At 67.5% G+C, this 16,443-nt stretch carries 10 protein-coding genes; 1 reads left to right on the top strand and 9 read right to left on the bottom strand.

All coding sequences use genetic code 11. The features are described from left to right. Positions 1–108: 108 nt before the first annotated feature. From E3T46_RS15295 to E3T46_RS18595, 9 genes are all read right to left on the bottom strand, one after another. Positions 109–774: a hypothetical protein gene (locus E3T46_RS15295; RefSeq protein WP_134579213.1), complete on the bottom strand. Its 666-nt coding sequence runs from the start codon at positions 772–774 to the stop codon at positions 109–111. Further along, positions 761–1,615: a protein phosphatase 2C domain-containing protein gene (locus E3T46_RS15290; protein WP_134579212.1), complete on the bottom strand. Its 855-nt coding sequence runs from the start codon at positions 1,613–1,615 to the stop codon at positions 761–763. Before E3T46_RS15290 ends, E3T46_RS15295 begins: the two co-directional genes overlap by 14 nt. A 2-nt stretch (positions 1,616–1,617) precedes the next feature. Next, complete coding sequence (locus E3T46_RS15285; protein WP_134579211.1) at positions 1,618–2,886, bottom strand: DUF5684 domain-containing protein; 1,269 nt, start codon at positions 2,884–2,886, stop codon at positions 1,618–1,620. After that, positions 2,887–5,493, bottom strand: coding sequence for a transglutaminase domain-containing protein (locus E3T46_RS15280; RefSeq protein ID WP_134579210.1), 2,607 nt, complete (start codon positions 5,491–5,493; stop codon positions 2,887–2,889). After that, positions 5,490–6,878, bottom strand: coding sequence for a DUF58 domain-containing protein (locus E3T46_RS15275; protein WP_134579209.1), 1,389 nt, complete (start codon positions 6,876–6,878; stop codon positions 5,490–5,492). Before E3T46_RS15275 ends, E3T46_RS15280 begins: the two co-directional genes overlap by 4 nt. After that, positions 6,875–7,840, bottom strand: a complete 966-nt coding sequence (locus tag E3T46_RS15270; RefSeq protein ID WP_104131522.1) for a MoxR family ATPase — start codon at positions 7,838–7,840, stop codon at positions 6,875–6,877. Before E3T46_RS15270 ends, E3T46_RS15275 begins: the two co-directional genes overlap by 4 nt. Before the next feature lie 33 nt (positions 7,841–7,873). Beyond that, positions 7,874–13,894 (bottom strand): Ig-like domain-containing protein, encoded by a 6,021-nt coding sequence (locus E3T46_RS15265; protein ID WP_134579208.1) that lies wholly within the window; start codon positions 13,892–13,894, stop codon positions 7,874–7,876. Next, positions 13,894–15,033, bottom strand: a complete 1,140-nt coding sequence (locus E3T46_RS15260) for a serine/threonine-protein kinase (protein ID WP_134579207.1) — start codon at positions 15,031–15,033, stop codon at positions 13,894–13,896. The genes E3T46_RS15265 and E3T46_RS15260 overlap by 1 nt, the downstream gene beginning before the upstream one ends. Positions 15,034–15,200: 167 nt before the next feature. Beyond that, entirely contained in the window at positions 15,201–15,338 is a 138-nt protein-coding gene (locus E3T46_RS18595; RefSeq protein WP_233194867.1) for a hypothetical protein, read from the bottom strand. Positions 15,339–15,792: 454 nt separating this feature from the next. Here E3T46_RS18595 and E3T46_RS15250 point away from each other — a divergent pair. Then, positions 15,793–16,443, top strand: a 651-nt coding sequence (locus E3T46_RS15250; protein ID WP_198419235.1) for a hypothetical protein, incomplete at its 3' end; no start/stop codon positions are given.

Below are 16,443 nucleotides of genomic sequence, written 5' to 3'. Positions count from 1 at the left end.
CGAAGTATTGCAGTGAGAATGCGCTACCCGTAAGTAAACGGACTCACGACGCGAACCGGCAACGGTCTTCTGCAATGTCACCTTGCGGGGCTGGGGGCCAGCTGAAGTTCACCAGGTGGCGAGGGCGAAGACGGTGAACCCGACGGCCGCGACCAGAGCGAGCAGGGTGCTCGCAATTATCGCGACCAGAGTGATCTGACGTCGACGACGGATGCCCGCCGCGGCTCGCTGACGGATCTCGGCCGCCGCCTCGGCGAGGGCGATCCGGGCCGGATCGGGCGCGATCGGCGGCGACCCGGGTGTGGGTTGGGCGGGCGCGACGATGATTGGGACCGGTCGGGCCTGGTAGCGCACGCTCGCGCCGCTCTGCACCTGCGGAGGCTGGTAGCGACGCTGCAGATCGTCGACGACCGGGATGCGCGCCGGCGGGGTCGCCCGTCGACTGCTCAGGAGAGTGTCGCTCGCCGCGCTGCCACGGGGCGAGCGCACGGTTGCTTCGCCGTCGTCTTCAGGGTCGGCGGCGGGGTCGACGAGCGGATCGACGGCAAGATCGACGGCTGGCTCGACAGCTGGGTCCACAGCCTCGGGTCGGGCGTGCCGGGCGCGTGCCACGATGCGGGTGCGTTCGTCTGTGGCTCGCTGCACGATGACAGTGTCGTCGTTGTCCGTGCGCTGCACGATCACGGTGTCGTGGTTGTCCGTGCGCTGCACGATTACCGTGTCGTCGTCATCGTCACCGGTGTCGGCCCCATCGCGTGGATCAGCGGGCGGCATTGCGGGCCACTCGTTGAACCGGGCGGGTGTCATCGGTTTGAGTGTCGATTGTCTCGGCGTGGTCTTCCTCGATCGCGACACCGTGCCAGGAGCTGACCCCGCCGGCGACGACGTCGATGACGATCACCGAGACGTTGTCGCGCCCGCCGTGCTCGAGAGCGCCGTCGAGCAGCAGGTCCGCGGTCTGCTGGGTGCTGCCGCCGAGCGTGAGCCCGGCCTTGATGCTCTCCTCGGAGAGCTCGCCGTGGAGTCCGTCGGAGCAGACCAGCAGCCGTTCGCCGGTCACCACCGGGCGCAGCCAGTAGTCGGTCGGGCTGTTGTCGGCGCCCATGGCCCGGGTGATCACATTCTTGCGGGCGAAGGTGGCGACATCCGCTTGCAGCAGTGTCCCCTCGTCGATGAGTTCCTGCGCGAGGGAATGGTCGACGGTGAGCTGGCTGAGTTCGCCGCCATACAACCGGTAGACCCGGGAGTCGCCGACGTTCACGATGAGCCATTGCGGGGCATCGTCGTGGTCGATCAGGACGAGGCCGGTGAGGGTGCTGCCGGCGCCGCGCCCGGTCGCGTCCGACACCGCGCGCACCGCCGCGTGGGCGCGCTCAACGGCTGCTCCGACGTCCTCGGCCAGCAGCCCGGGGCGCGCGACGCAGCTCTGGAATTCGTCGATGACGGCGGAACTGGCCCGATGGCCGGCTTCGAGGCCGCCCATGCCGTCGGCGACGATGAACACCGGGGATGCGGCCAGCAGCGAGTCTTCGTTCTGCTGACGCTTGCGACCGACATCGGAGCGAAAGCCGCACTGCAATAAGACCTGGGCGCTGGTTGGCTGGAGGTGGGTCATGTTCAGTCCTCCAGGTAGATGCGGGCCGCGAGCTCCCCCAGCAAAAACCGCTCGGTCAGCGACGCGCCCGCGCCCGCATCGAGCTCGCTCTCGTCGCCGGCGCCATCGATGAGCACGATACCGTTGGTCGACTGCAGGTCGCGAATGCCCCAGGCCCCGTCAACGAAATCGAGGCGGGCGTGGGTCTTCGACACGGTCTTGCCGGGGTCCTGCAGCAAAACCAATTGCGCATCCGGATGTGCGCTGCCACGCGCAGGGTTGCGTCCGAGCAGCACGACCGGTTTGGTGAGCGAGACTTTCAGGCCGTGCTCGGTTTCCAGCGTCCATGGTTTCATGCGGCGCACGACGATCATGGTCTCGTCGAAGTCGTCGTCCTCCGCGAGCTCGGTCTCGGTCTCGGTCTCGGTGCGGTCAGTGGCGCTCGCGGCCGGGATTGAGGCCGGGATTGAGGCCAGCGGAGCTCCTGGTGCCGGGACGACCGGTATCGCCGGGGCCGTTTGGACGTCCGGGGCCGGCGAAGCCGTGGGTGCAGCGGCGACCGGGGGCTCGAGCGGCGACTCGACCCGGGACTCGACCGGGGACTCGACCGGGGACGAAACCGGCGAGCGCACGTAGAACGGTGGCGGGCCCGTGGGCAGACCACGCACGACCGGCGGCGCGGGCGTCGTCGACGGAGCAGGCAGCACGCTCGGCGGGTCCGCGGCTGCGGGCGCGGCCGTCACGGGCGGCACCGGTTGCACCGGCAGCACGGGTAGCACTGCAGGCACCGCGGCAGCGGGAGCCGCGGCAGACGCGGCGGGAACGGGCACCGCCGGAACCGGCATCGCATTCGGTGCGGCCGGGCCCGTCAGCGGCGGCACCGGGGTGAACGGAACGTACCCGGTTGCGGCCGGTACCGGCAGCCAGCCGGTGTTGACGGACTTGCCGAATCCGAGCATGCCGGCCCAAATGGGGAAGGCGACCAGGTAGAGCAGGGTGAATCCGCCGCCGTGGCCAAGCCGTCGATTGACGTTGTTGACCGCCAGGATGAAGACGATCAGGGCACCGATATCGACGACAGGGATGAACAATCCCACGACCCACAGGGCCGGATACCGACCGAGCTCAAACAGGGTGATGATGTTGACGATCGGCACCCACGCCTTCCAGGCCTGTTCGCCGAGCTTGACGAAGACCTTGCCGAGGGCGATCGACGAAAACACATACAGGCCGAGGCCGAGTAGCACGGGCACCACGACGACGGCGATGACCGCTCCAGATGATTCATCCATTTACGATTTGCGGCCGCTGGTGCGCGGTCGCTCCCCCATTCTGCTGCTGGAGCGCCGGTTAGGGCGCACTGTGGTGACGTCTAGTCGAACTGTGCCGGGGCTGTGGTGTCGCAATCTGTGGTGTTGAAAACTGCGCGATCGGCCGGCATCCGCCAGTCGAGAGAAGGAGCGCAGCGAGAGGGCGGCACGCCAGCGGTCGCGCCTGGTGCCGCTCGCGGCCAGCCCGGCGCGCTCAGCGGTGACGAGCGCCCAGAAAGCGTCACTGTCACTGGCAACCGGGGGCACTTCGCCGAACACGGCCTGGTCGGCCAGCGCCGCGAGCATCTTGCCGCCGGACGACTGGTAGTGCCGGGCGATCTCGACCCGGGTCATGCTGCCCTGGTCGGCGAAGCCGCGGTCGACGGCGGCGTCAACGTATTCGTCCCAGCCGCCGGCGAACCGTGCCGACACGTCCGGCGCCCGCGCCCGGTCCCGGCGTCGCTTGAGCTTGGCGCCCAGAATGACCAGGAACGGTGTGCTCACCACGAGTAGGGCGGCGAGGCTGATGCCGCCGATCTTCAGGGCCGCGAACAGCCAGGCCAGGTCGGTGCGGGTGACCGGTTCTTCTTCCTGCTGGTCTTCGCCGCTGGTCGGGTTGGCCTCGGGGGCCCGCTGTTCGGTGGCTCCCTCGGGCAGCACCTCGGTGTTGTACTGCGGGTCGCGGGTGGCATCGTCGATTGGTGAGAGCGGGTTCTGAAACTGCGGGGTCGCGTCCACGGTGATCCAACTGCCGTCGACTCCGGCCACTTCGACCCAGGCCGCAAGGTTCTGGCCCGAGCAGACACCCTCGACGCAGGCCCCGGGTGCGCCAGTTACCGCGTCGGCCGCCGCGAGGCTGAATCCCAGCACCACACGGGATTCAAACCCGAGGTGCTGGGCCAGCAGCGCGGTCGCCACGGCGAACTGTTCGTCATCGCCGACGGCGGCGACCAGCTGGGAGTTCTCGGTCGAGGTGGTGTTGTTCTGCTTCTCCAGCAGGGCGGTGAACAGGGCGTCGATGCGCGCGACCGAGTGGCCGGACAGGCTCGGCGAAAACTGGTAATCACCGAGGTCAGCGGTCCAGGACTGTGCCGTTGGCGTGGTCAGTGCGTGGCTGAGATAGCCGCGCTCCCGCAGCCGGCTGACGAGTTCGGCCAGTCCGGCACCGTCACTGCTGACCTCCTGCGCGGTGACCCAATCGGCGAGGCTCGCCGGAATCAGCGACTCATCGATCAGTCTGGACGCAGCCGCCGGGCGGGCGAGACCGGCCAGATCCGTCGCATCCGCTTCGCTCGGGGCAATGATCGTGTAGCGGTCGCCGCTTTCGAGGGTATTCAGTTGAATACCGGATGCCGTCCCCGCGTTGTAGAAGAACCCGTCGTTCAGTTCCGCCGCGCGTTCGCCGGCAAAGCGGATGCTCGACAGCGCGTCGGTCCCCGGCATCCACACGCCCTGATACCCGCTGATCGCAAACGCGGTCGCCCGGCCGCCGCTGGCCGAGCCGCGGCTGTTGGGCACCCGGGCAAACGCGGTGTCCTGGTCGCTCACGCCCGATATAGGGTCGACGACCCGAAAGACCTCGCCGTCATAGTGACTGAGCACGGCCAGGCGCACCCGGCTCGCCGGGTCGCCCTCAGCAGAAGTCACTGTGAATAGCTCCTCGTCATACCGCTCGGCGCTGAAGTAGCTGCGGTACTGGCTGAGCGGGCTGACGTACTCGCGCAGCTCGACGGCGGGGTCGATACTGCTGCGCAGCACCTCGCGGGCCGGAGTCGACGCCACCGCCGACAGCCCGCCGAGCGACACTGCGACGGCGAGTGCGAGCACACCGAAGGCGAGGGCGCCGCGGCGCACCCGCCCGCCGAGGCCGCCAGGAGTGCGGCGCACCCCGGTCGTGCGGGCCGCCAAATTGAGGGCTTCGCTGCGGGCCAGGTGGGTGCGCCAGGCCAGAAAGCCGAAGCCGAGCAGCAGTGCGGCCAGGCCGATCAGGCTCTCCCGCGGCGCCGGAACGGTGAACCCGGCGACCGAAAGCGGCGCGCTCTCGGCGCCGGACCCAAACACCAGCCCGAATAGTTGCACGGCGAAGATCAGGGGAACGGCGAGGGCGGAGCGCCGGCCGCCGCGCCAGGCGAGCGTCAGCGCCGCTGTCGTGCCGCCGAGAAACAGCACGAAGGCCGGAACCAGCAGGGTCTGGTATGACCCGACCGGCAGTGAAATGGTGACGAGTTCCTTCCAGCTGAACACCGTGGCGGCGACCAGGTCGAGCAGGCCGCCGAGCACGTTCGACGCGCTCGATAAGGCCGATGGCACCGCGAGCGGAACGCCCAGCAGCAGGTAGACGCCGAGGGTGGCCAGCAGCAGGCTGAACCAGGACCAGCCGCGGGCGCGAGCAAGCCAGGCCAGCAGTATGCCCGCCGCGATCGCTCCGGCCGCCATCACCAGATAGCTATTGTCCTGATAGATCGGCCAGGCCGCCCAGACGGCGACCAGCAGCATCAGCACCACGAACAGGGCGTTGATCACGAGGGACCGTCGCTGACTGGGTGCGCGGCGCGGCCGACGCGGGGGCAGGGAACCGGGCGCACTCATGCGGCCCGCCGGCTCAGCAGGGAACGAAAGTCGTCGAGCACGCCGATAGTCAGCACGCTCGTGCCGGCCAGGTCACGAAAGCTCGGCTGAACTTTCGGGTCGCACAGAACGGCAACGACCCGAACGTTGCCGTCGAATTTGAGGGTGAGCGCCTGCAGCCGCCGGGCGGTCATGGTGGAGCCGCAGACCACGAACGCGATCGACATATCAGGCACCACCTGGGCCGCGAGCAGACAGACGTCTTCAACGTTCATGGCCTGCGCGCTGGTCTCAATCGCGGTGAGGTCGTCGAGCAGGGTGCGGGTCGATACGACGCTCAAACTCCGCACCGAACGGATGCTGCTGCGCACGATATCGGGAATCTCCGTACTCGCCACGACGGCCAGGTCCCGACCGTCGCGAATCGCGCGCACGCCGAGCGAACCGGTGGCGCTGACCGCCATCTCGAACTCGTCCTCGGAAGCGTATTCCGCCTGGTTCAGGCTCAGCACGATAGCTAGGCGCGAACGCCGGCTCTCCTCGAACTGGCGCACCATGAGCTTGCCGGTCTTGGCGGTTGACTTCCAGTGGATGTGTCGCTGACCGTCGCCCGGCGCGTACTCCCGAATGGCGTGAAACGAGATATCGGAGTCGACGATGTCACTCGTCGGGTTGCCCTCGAGGTCGCGCACGAATCCGGCGCTCGTGCTCGGAATCGACACGGTCACCGGGTGCACGAACAGGCGATTCACGTCGGCCCAGGCCACTTCGCGGCCGAGCACGCCGAGCGGGTCGCTGCGCACGGTCGTGACCGGGCCCACATCGATGATGCCGCGGCGGTACGCGGGCACGCGAACGTGTTCCTCGTGCACCTGACCGGCGCGCAGCAGCGGCACGTAGACATCCGCTAGCCCCCGGCCGATCGGAACGTCGACGCGACCGGGCAGTTCGAGCCGCTTGGAGATATTGGTGACGGTGAGGGTGCCGAGCACTTCGGAACCGGCCACGACCCGATCGACCGGCAGCGTGAAGTCGACGCTGTAGGCGCGGCCACCGGCCAGAAACGGCAGTGAAATGAGGATGAGGGCCACCGCCACCCAGCCGATCACGATCAATTCGGTCCAGCCGAACGCCAGGCCGAGCGGCAGCAGCACGATCGCGGCCGTGACCACGACCCAACCGGCCGGCGTGACCGTTTCGCCGACCCAGTCGACGGATGCCCGCACACCGATTCGCACAGCGCGCGCGGCCCGCATCCAGAGCACGACGGCGCCCACGAGGGTCAACGTCGTTGACCTATTCGTGCGCGTCGTGGCATACCGGGTGTGCGTTGCAGACCGGGTCTGGGTGCTGGTGCGCGCCAGGTTTGATGTCTGGGAGCGCCGCGATTCGGTGTGAAAGCTCACGCCAGGTCGCTCCGACTGGGCGGCAGCACGTCGAGCAGAATCTGGCCGATAACGGCGCTCGCGGTGACGCCGTCGAACTCAGCCTCAGGGTCGAGCACCATCCGGTGGGCGAGCACCTGCTCGGCGAGCGCCTTCACGTCGTCGGGGGTGACGAAGCTGCGGCCGTGCGCGACGGCCCAGGTCTTCGCGGCCTTGGTAAGGGCACGGGCACCACGCACGCTGACGCCCATACGTACCTGGCGAGCATTGCGGGTCGCCTCGACCAGGCGACCGATGTAGTCGTAGATAAGAGGGTTCACGAAGACGCCGCGGGCGATGTCGCTCATGCTCACGAGCGCCTGCGGGGTGATCACCGGCGCGAGGTCGTGCCGCACATCGGCGGTGCCCTCGAGAATACGAATGGTCGCGGCGAGGTCGGGGTAGCCGAGCGAGGCCTTCATCATGAAGCGGTCGAGCTGGGCTTCGGGCAGCCGGTAGGTGCCGGCGTGCTCGATCGGGTTCTGGGTGGCGATGACGAGAAACGGCACACCGGTGGAGCGGGTGACACCGTCGATGGTGACGTTGCCCTCCTCCATCGCTTCGAGCAGCGCCGACTGGGTTTTGGGGCTGGCCCGGTTGATCTCGTCGGCGAGCACGACGTTGGCGAAGATCGGGCCGCTGTGAAACTCGAACTCGCCGGTCTTCTGGTCGTACACGGTGATGCCGGTCACGTCGCCGGGCAGCAGGTCTGGCGTGAACTGAATTCGGGTCGAGACGCCCTGCACGGTCTGGGACATGGCGCGGGCCAGCGAGGTCTTGCCGGTGCCTGGGTAGTCTTCGAGCAGCAGGTGGCCCTCGCTGACCATCGCGGTGAAGGCGAGTTCGATCACGTGGCGCTTGCCGAGGACGACGCGTTCAACGTTGTCGACCATCATCGTGAAGGTCGCGGCGAACCATTCGGACTGCTCCGGGGTGATTGTCATGGGTAGCTCTTTCAGTGTCACGGTTTATTGCTGTCACGGTGTTGTGGTGGTCGCCGCGGTGCACGCGACGGCGGTGGTCGTCGTGGTACCTGAGACGATTTCCAGGCCCGAGGTTTCGGGGGCGGTCCAGCTCAGGGTCCAGTTCACGTTTCTGGTCTGGGCGGCATCCAGGGGCACATTCTGGTCGCCGTCCACCCACATTCGGCCACCGTTGGGGTTGATGACGTCGTACTGCGCAGCGGTGACCACGCCCTCGGCGAGGCCGGTGTCCGTTGCGTCGACCGCGACGGCGAGCGTGCCGCCGATGACGCAGCCACTGTTGTCGAGGCCGTTCACCGCGAACCTGACCTGCCAGGCGCGCGCGGCGTCGGCTGCTTCCACCGTCGACCAATCGCTGCACAGGGTGGAATCGGCCTCGGTGCAGTACCGCACGCGAATACGCGGGTCGGCGCCGAACACCGTCGAGCCCCTGACGACGTCGAAGTTTTCGAAGTCGACCACGAAATCGCTCGGCGCGGTCGTCGACGATGTGGGAGCGGTGATGAGGTACTGGCCGTCAACCGGCGCCGCCAGGCCGTAGGTGTATTCCCCGTTGCCCGGGGCGGGCGGCTGCTCCCAGGTGGTGATCGAATCGGCAGCGGCTGCGGCCACCCCGTAGCCGTTGGAGTAGCAGACCGTCACGAAATATTCCGTGTGTTTGGTCAGACCGTCGATTTCGCGGTCTTTCGAAGTGGCCGCGGCGCCGGCCGAGGTCAGACCGGTCGCGGTGAGTCGGCAGGTCGCGCCCTCGGTGAGTGAGGCGACGTAGAGAAATTCTTCCGGCAGGGTGCTGAAGTTCTTCTCGAAGCGCGCCTGGGCCACGGTGATCGACCGGTTCTGCGAGCTCAGCACACCGGCACTGGTGATGGCGGGCGATCCGGCCACGCGCACCGTCTGCGACGTCGTCTCCTCTGTCGGGCCGGTTCCGGCGGGCTGCTCGTGGCGGCTCAGCGGGGTCACGGTGATGTTCTGGTCGCCGACCTCGAGTGCGAGAGTGAGCTCGGTCGTTCCGAGACCGGGCGAAGCGACTCGTTGTTCGACCCCGTTGACGCTGTACCGATTGGTGGACCGGTCATTATTTTCGATGGTCACGGTCACAGCACCGGTGCCGGCGCTGGTCACATCCTCGTCGAAGACCGGCTCAGCCGTGAGCGCTCCCATGCCGGGAGTGTCATAGGACCAGGCCGTAACGCTGACCGCACTGCGAGATTCGCCGACAGCGTTCACGGCCTTGGCCTCGTAGCGGTCCTTCAGACCGTTTTCGGTCGTTCGAATCACACCGCAGTCGCCCGAAACATCACAGCGACCGACCGAAGCCCCATTGCGGTACAGGGTGAATCCCGTGAGCTTCGGGTAGGTGGAGTTCGCGCCGCCGGGGCTGACCGCCAGGGTGATCGACTCGTCGCCGTAGGCGATCTGGGTGACCGCGTTCGGCGCCTTGGGGTACCCCTGCAGGTCGACCGTGATCGACCCGTTGCGGCTGCCGGCGCTGAGCTTGCCCTGCGCGTCGCGCACCACAAAACTGGCCTCGCAGACCCCGCCGGCGGTATCACCAGACCAGGAGGCCCGCACGCTGCGGGTGTTCTCCACCGCAAAGGAGACGCCGACGCAGGTGCTCGGCGCCGCGACCGACACCAGTACGAGCGGCGTGCTGCGGTACAGGTTGACCTCGCCGGCCACGCCGACGACGGCGATCGAGCAGCTCGAGCCGGAGGACTGCGAACAGGTCCGTGCCACCGTACCGCCCTTGGGCAACTCGCTCGGCGCCGGGCCGACTTTGAGCGCGAGCAGGGCCGGCTCGGCGTCGCGGTGGCTGGCGAGGCTCACCGTCACGGCCGCCTCACGGCCGGCCACGGCGTTGTCCGCGACGGAGATCGTGAGAATGGCACCGTCCTGCGTCACGGTGAACTGGTCGGAGACGATCTCGGTCGCGAAGGTCAGCGCCGGTACCGCTCCCTTACCCTGCCAGTCGACCATGTGGCTGAGGTCGTAACGAATGTCGTCGGCGCCCGGGCTTTGGGTCAGTGCCGCCGGGCGCAGGGTCGGCTGCGGATCAAGCGGTTCAACGACGATCGGCACGACCAACTGGGTGTAATCATCCTGGCCGTCGATGCGCACCGGCACGGTGCACGAGTCGCTCCAGGGGGCATCGGATCCGGCCGTGTAGGTGACGCTCGTTCCGCCTTCGAAAGTGCAGCTCGCGTTCACGCGTTCGCCCGATGAACGGATGCCCGACCGCTCCAGTTGCAGCTCGGTCCCGGCCGGAATCGACACCAGGCTGGCCAGGTCGAAGCTGACGGAGGCGTCTTCCCGAACGTTCTGCTCCACGTTGCCCTTTTTGAGCGCGAGGATGATGGCATCCGCTGAAGGAATGCGCAGGAACCCGTAGGTGGTGACTTCGACACCCTGAAAATTGAGGCCGGTCAGCGAGAACGGGGCGAGGAGTCCCTCGTCGGGAACCTCGCCGCTGATCTTCCAGCCGGAGACCGTGAGGCCGGGGTGGTCGCCCCACAGTGCGAGGGTCAGGCCCCCGACGTCGCCGGAGTTCCAGGAGACTTTGCCGGTCACGACGTCGATGCCTGTCGGGAACGAGTCGCGGTCGTCGAGAGCGACGGTCGTGTCGATGACGATGGGAAAGTCAGGAACGGAGGCGCGCACCACCTTCACAACGATGAGGCCCTGGCCGACGTCTTCGTTCTCGTTGGCGACGGAGTAGACGAAGGTGAGCAGTCCGGGGTCGTCGCCGGCGGTGAAGACCACCTGGCTGTCGGTGACCTGCTCGATGCGCTGCTGCAGGGCATCGTATTCGAGCGAGCCGGCCGTGGCGTCGGGCGTGACGCCGGTCAGGGTCAGGCGTCCGCCTCCGGGTTCCACGTCGTTGGCGGCCGGGCGCACGATCACCAGGTTGTCGGCACCGACCTGCACCTCGACGTAGTCACTGAACGTGATCGGGCTCGGGTTGGAGCGCTGGTCGAGCACACCGATGCGCACCAGGGCGATGCCGGTGGCGCCGCTGGCATCGCGCACCCGGTATTGGAATTCGATGGCGCCGTGGTAGTCGAGAGGGCTCGAATAGACAATGGCGTCGCCGGTGGCGTTGACCCCGGCGGTTCCGCGCGCCGGTTGGGTGAGCACCCGGTCGAGCACGACGGTGTCGCCGTCCGGGTCGAGGCCGAAGCTGTCGAACGGAATCTCGATGCTCTCCCCCGACAGCACGCGGCCGTAGAGGGTGTGCGGCTGTGGGGCGGTGTTGTCGCCCTCGGCGAGAACCTCGATCGAGACGACGGCCGAGTCGATCAATTCAGGGGCGCCGGCGACATAGACGCTGTAGCCGAGTTCATAGCTGCCCGGCTGGTCCGGCGCGAGGTAGCGCAGCTCGGCGCCGGCCGCGAAGGCGAGACCCCGATCGCTTCTGTTCTGCACCGATTCGGCGTTGAGCATCACGATATTGCCGTCGGGCGCGACGTCGTTGGCGAGCACGGGAATGTCAATCTGCGCGCCGACCCGCACCGAGACACTGTCGTTCCTGGCGATCGGTGCCTGCGGCACTGACGCCGGAAGCAGGTAGACGGTGGCCTCGCCGCGCACGGTGTACAGCGGATTTTCGGTGCCGTCAGAGACGGTGTAGCGCACGGTGCCGAGCTTGCCCGGCCGTTCGTCGGCGGTCGAGCCGCGCACGCGCAACACGTTCTGGCCGACCACGTCGACGCTGAGCGACGCGCCGAACACGGTGTCGGGGATGGCTTCGCCGAGCAGCAGCACCCGCCCGGCCGGGTTGGAGACGGCGGTGAAGACGTCGACGCTCGTGTCGGCCTTTGGCCGCACGAAAACGGTCACCGGGGAGGTGGTGAGTGCCTGCGCATCCGCTGACACCACCGAAATGCGCACGAAAGAGACGACTTCGCTGGCGTCGTCGGCGATGGTGAGGCTGACCGTGTAGTTGCCTGGCATGGTGGCGACGAAGTCGAAGGAGGTTCCGTTAGCGGTGACGCCGACCGTGGATCCCTCGGAGCTGGTCGGGGTGGTCGCCGAATTGATGCGGTACAGGCCGGCTGCGCCGGAGACGTAGTCGGCCGGGCTGACCGTGAGGCGTTCGTTCACCGAGGCGAGCAGTGCGAACGGTAGGGCCGTGAGCTGCGGGGTCGGCGTGACCGCGATCGTGAGCACCTTCTCGGCCGTGGCGCCGTGAATGTCGGAGACGCTCACCAGAATGGTTGCCGATTGCGCGGTCTGGTCGGCCGCGTTGGGGTGCTTGTAGACGAGCACCCCGGCCGGCGTCACGCTGACCGAGCCGACGTCGGTCGTGTTCACAACGGATGCGACAAAAATCGGATCCCCGTCGGGATCGACCCAGCCGGGCAGCACCGGAACGGTGACCGTACCGCCGGGTTGCACCTCGGGGCTCGGCCAGTCTTGCAGGCAGCCCTCGGTGCCGCACCATACCGGCGCGGCATTCACGTCGTCGCCGTGCACGGTCAGGGTGACCGTCGTGGCCGGCGAGTTGAGTCCGTCTGCGCGGGAACCGTCGGTGACGGCGTAGCTGAACGTGGCCGAGCCGCGAGCGCCGGCGGCGACCTGCACTGCGATGGCCTGGTTCGAGTCGGTGACGCTGACGGTGCCCCAGGAAGGGTCAAGCCCGGTCACCGAGGCCGGCAGCACGGTGAGCACGTCGTCGTTGGCGTCGTGGTCGTTGAGCAGCACGGGAAGCAGGGCGAGTTGGTCGCTGCGCACCCCGAAGGCATCGGCAACCGCCACGGGAGCCTTGGGCTCGACAATCTCTGAGGCTTCCTCCACGTCGTCCTGGCGCTGCGGTTCTTCAGCCGCGGCGAGGGTCCAGTCCTGGGAACTCTCGACCAGGGCGCCGCCCGGAACGGTCCACACCCATCCGCTCCGGGAGTCGTTGAGAATCATGAGGGAGTCGTTGGACCGAAACGCGGGGGCTGCGTCCCCGTTCGGTGTGGCCGTGCCGTAGCTGAGCGTCGTTTCGCCGGCGCTTTCGCTGAACAGAGTGCCGCCGGCGCCGGAGGACGGCAGCCAGGCCGCGTAGCGCTCACCATTAAAAGGGGTCGGTACGGCCGGGGACCCGAGCACAGTCTCAAAATCGCCCACCAGTTCGGTGCGGGCACCGTCAGCCAGCGCAAAGGAAACCAGGCCGGTCTGGTCGGCCACGAGTACGCCGTCGGAACCGCGCAGGTCCTCGGTGCTGCTCGGGCGCTGCAGCACGGCCAGCTCGCTCAGATTCGTCTCGACCGGTTCGTCCTGGCCGGCCAGCCAGAGTTCGTCGCCGGCCATGCTCAGCAGCGCCCAGGTATCGCCGACGACGCTCAGCTGGGTGCCTGGCTCGGTCGGACCGTCGGTGACGGTGTCATCACCCAGAATTTCGTCGTCCACTATGGAATAGCGCAGCACGCTGTTGGCCGCGCTGGAGTAGCTGTAGAGCACGCCGTCGGGGGTGATCGCGACGGCGTCGGAGACGTAGGAGCGGGCGGTTTCGCCCTCGATGACCTCGTCGTCGGCGTAGGGGTTGACCGGGCGCGGGGACTCGGCCGCGCCGACCGCCCCGGCGAACACCGCTCCGGTGCTCGTGAGGTAGCCGACCCAGGCCCCCGATGAGACGACGGTGCGGGTACCGGCCGGGGTCACGTCGTAGTCGGCGGCGTCGTCGCCGAGGTCGATCGGCGCGGCGAGGCTCACGTCGACGACTTTTTCGTTGTTCTGCGCGTAGAGCAGCACGGTCGCGTCGGTCTGCACCAATTCGCTCGGCGCCGGCACGGTTTTCACGGTGTCCAGTTCGAGCAGGTCGGTGTTGATGCGGGCGTACCGGTTGCCGTCGCCGCTCTGCAGCGCCCAGATCGAGCTCGCGTGCACCGGAGTCTGCTTTACGTCGAAACCGTCGACGACGATGGCCACCGTGGCCAGCAACGCACCGATCGCGGCCACCGCCATAATGCGAATAATGCCGCGACGCTTCTTCGATATCACCGGGAATCGGCGGCGGGTGCGCGGCCCGGCCACTAGATCAGCCCAACGAGAAGCAGGGCGCCGAACGTCGCGCCACCACCGACGACGACCGCCCCGACCAGAAGCAGGGCGAGGGCCACCGGGCGCAGGTGCGTTCGGCGGGGGCCGTCGACGTCGGTCAGCGTGCCCTCCCGCGTTTGTGAGGCCGGGCGACGGGTGCCCCGGCCGGGGCGCAGCGACGCGATGACCACGTCGGAGACGACCGGGCCGCGAGCCTCCAGGTTGTTGAAATCGACGGGCATGCCAGCGGATGCCCACGCTTCGTCCGCGACTTCGAGCGCGGTGATCGGCAGCCCCAGGTCGCGCTGCACCCGCTGCAGGTCGTGCGCGCACTCGAGCAGGCTCGCCTGGCGGCTGGCCGGGTCGCGACTCATCATGCGGGCGAGGATGGTTTCGAGGGCGGGGGGAACATCCGCTCGTCCGATGCTCGTGTATTTGGCCCGGCTGATGCGTTGTTTCAGTTGTGCGCGCGATCCGGCGGATCCGGTGGGCAGGTCGAACGGGGCCCGATCGGCCAGCAGCGAGTAGAGCGTGGCGCCGAACGACCAGACTTCGGTGGCGACAGTACCGGTCGTTCGTTCGTCGACAACTTCTGGAGCGCTCCACGGCAGCGACATGGCGAATAGTTCACCCGGGCCGCCGCCAGCCAGGGAAGCGGCGATACCGAAGTCACCGAGCACCGGACCGCCGAAGGTCGTGGTGAGAATGTTGGACGGTTTGATGTCTCGGTGCAGCACCTTGGAGCGGTGTGCGGTTTCGAGGGCGCAGGCGATTTTGACCGCGACGCCCAGCACCGTCGCCAGGGGCAGCGGCGCAGCGCGCTCACGCGAGGAGTATGAGCCAGGGCAGAATTCCATCACGAGATAGGGGCGGCCGTCGGCCGAGATGCTCGCGTTGTAGACGGTGAGAATAGACGGATGCGAGCTGAGCCTGGCCATGACATCGGCTTCGGCATTGAATGAGCGCAATACGTCATCGTCGACGATGTCCCGCAGCAGCACTTTGACGGCCACGGAGCGGCGCGGCATGTTCTGTTCGAACAGAAAGACGTCGGCGAATCCGCCGGTGCCGAGCGGGCGCACGTAGCTGTAGCCCGACAAAACGGGCGGAACAGAGGGAAGTCGCCTGCCCATTGCTCCCCCCGACCTGCGTTGTTTCTGTCGTGCAACCTTGTGCTGGTCTAAGGTTCAAGCTTAACCACGGCGCCCGATCCCGACACCCACAAGGGGACATGGTACACCCCCACAATGGGGGTGCAAAATGTGAGCGCGGTGGGGGCCACAGAACGCTTGACCGGGCGCTAGCCGCGGATAGCGTTGCCGAGCTCGGTGTCCGCGTTGCCGAGTGCGTCGGCGGCGGCGGTGAGGAACTGACTCATGCCGTCGAGGCCGTCGAGGCCGTTGACCGCGACGGGTCGCGCCCTGCGTGAACGAGTCATACGCGGTCCGGAAGGCACCCGAAGCCGAGTCCGTCACGAAGCGGGAACCGACCAGATTGTTCACGAGCGTCTGCAGCTCGGTCAGCTTGGTGATGAGGTCTTCCTTGCCGCAACTGAGTCGACCAGCGGCATCCGTCTTGTCGGACTAGGTCACAGTGCGATTGGCCACGGTGTCCCCACTGTTGGAGCCCGAAAGGCCGCGTGTGGTCCTGACCTAATGGCAATACCCCGGACGGGTCGAATAGGGGTGCACTCACCGTCCACTGCCCTCGCTGGACGCTAGCTGCACGAAGTCGGGGTGCTGGCTACCTGCGAGACCCGCCCGCTTCCGTTGGTCGAGCTTGCCGATACCGCCATGGACTGGGCCGAGCCGTCTCGACAACGCGCGGTCTGCCCGAATGCATATTCGCACATAAATTNCGACTCTGGCGCATGGTTTTGGTACACTTCTTCTATGAGCCAGAGCGGCGATACTCCCCAGCCGGGCCGTGTCGATCCGTTCTTCGCGGCTCACGGCTACCCGCCGTCCACACTCGAAGAGCGTGCCGAGTTCGAGGTGTTCTGGGCGCAGTGCCAGGCCGATTGGCGGTGTGAAATTGCCGAGGGGCTCGGAGAATTCGCCCCGTACGAGGTCACCGACCCGGTCGATCTGGAACCGGTCCACCCGACACCAGTGAGCCCGGCACCGGTGAGCCTGGCCGTTGGCCGCCCGGAGTTGATTGACGGCCCGACCATCCCGGCCGACCTCGATCTGACCGAGGTGTTCGCCGCGGTGCCGCCCGAGAACCTCTTCGATGAGGACCTCCGCGAAGAGTTCCTCTATACGAACTACCTCGCGGACAATTTTCTCCCGGACATTTTCCTCCCGGCCGAATGCACGACTGACGAGCGTCACACCGACCGTGCCGACGCTGAGGCGGCCGCCGGCCTTCGCACTGCGGGCAGCACTGGCGACGACCCGGACCCGTCCGACGCGGCTGCCGGCTTGAGTCCGTTTCAGCGGCACCAGGCGCAGTTCGTCGACCGGGTGCTTTACCTCGAGAAGGTGATCGCGTGGGCGCAGGCGAGTAAGGCTGAGGTCTTGACTGAGGCGTGGGATTACACC

This window comes from Cryobacterium sp. Hh11, from assembly GCF_004404045.1.
Classification (GTDB): Bacteria; Actinomycetota; Actinomycetes; order Actinomycetales; family Microbacteriaceae; genus Cryobacterium; species Cryobacterium levicorallinum.
The sequence above is the reverse complement of the archived record's forward strand: the minus strand, read 5'-3'. Positions and strand labels throughout refer to the sequence as shown.

Bases quoted from the DNA above. Each gene is read 5' to 3' on its own strand.
- E3T46_RS15270 (WP_104131522.1), bottom strand. From the start codon at position 7,840: ATGACAATCACCCCGGAGCAGTCCGAATGGTTCGCCGCGACCTTCACG.
- E3T46_RS15290 (WP_134579212.1), bottom strand. From the start codon at position 1,615: ATGACCCACCTCCAGCCAACCAGCGCCCAGGTCTTATTGCAGTGCGGC.
- E3T46_RS15280 (WP_134579210.1), bottom strand. From the start codon at position 5,493: ATGAGTGCGCCCGGTTCCCTGCCCCCGCGTCGGCCGCGCCGCGCACCC.
- E3T46_RS18595 (WP_233194867.1), bottom strand. From the start codon at position 15,338: ATGACTCGTTCACGCAGGGCGCGACCCGTCGCGGTCAACGGCCTCGAC.
- E3T46_RS15260 (WP_134579207.1), bottom strand. From the start codon at position 15,033: ATGGGCAGGCGACTTCCCTCTGTTCCGCCCGTTTTGTCGGGCTACAGC.
- E3T46_RS15295 (WP_134579213.1), bottom strand. From the start codon at position 774: ATGCCGCCCGCTGATCCACGCGATGGGGCCGACACCGGTGACGATGAC.
- E3T46_RS15285 (WP_134579211.1), bottom strand. From the start codon at position 2,886: ATGGATGAATCATCTGGAGCGGTCATCGCCGTCGTCGTGGTGCCCGTG.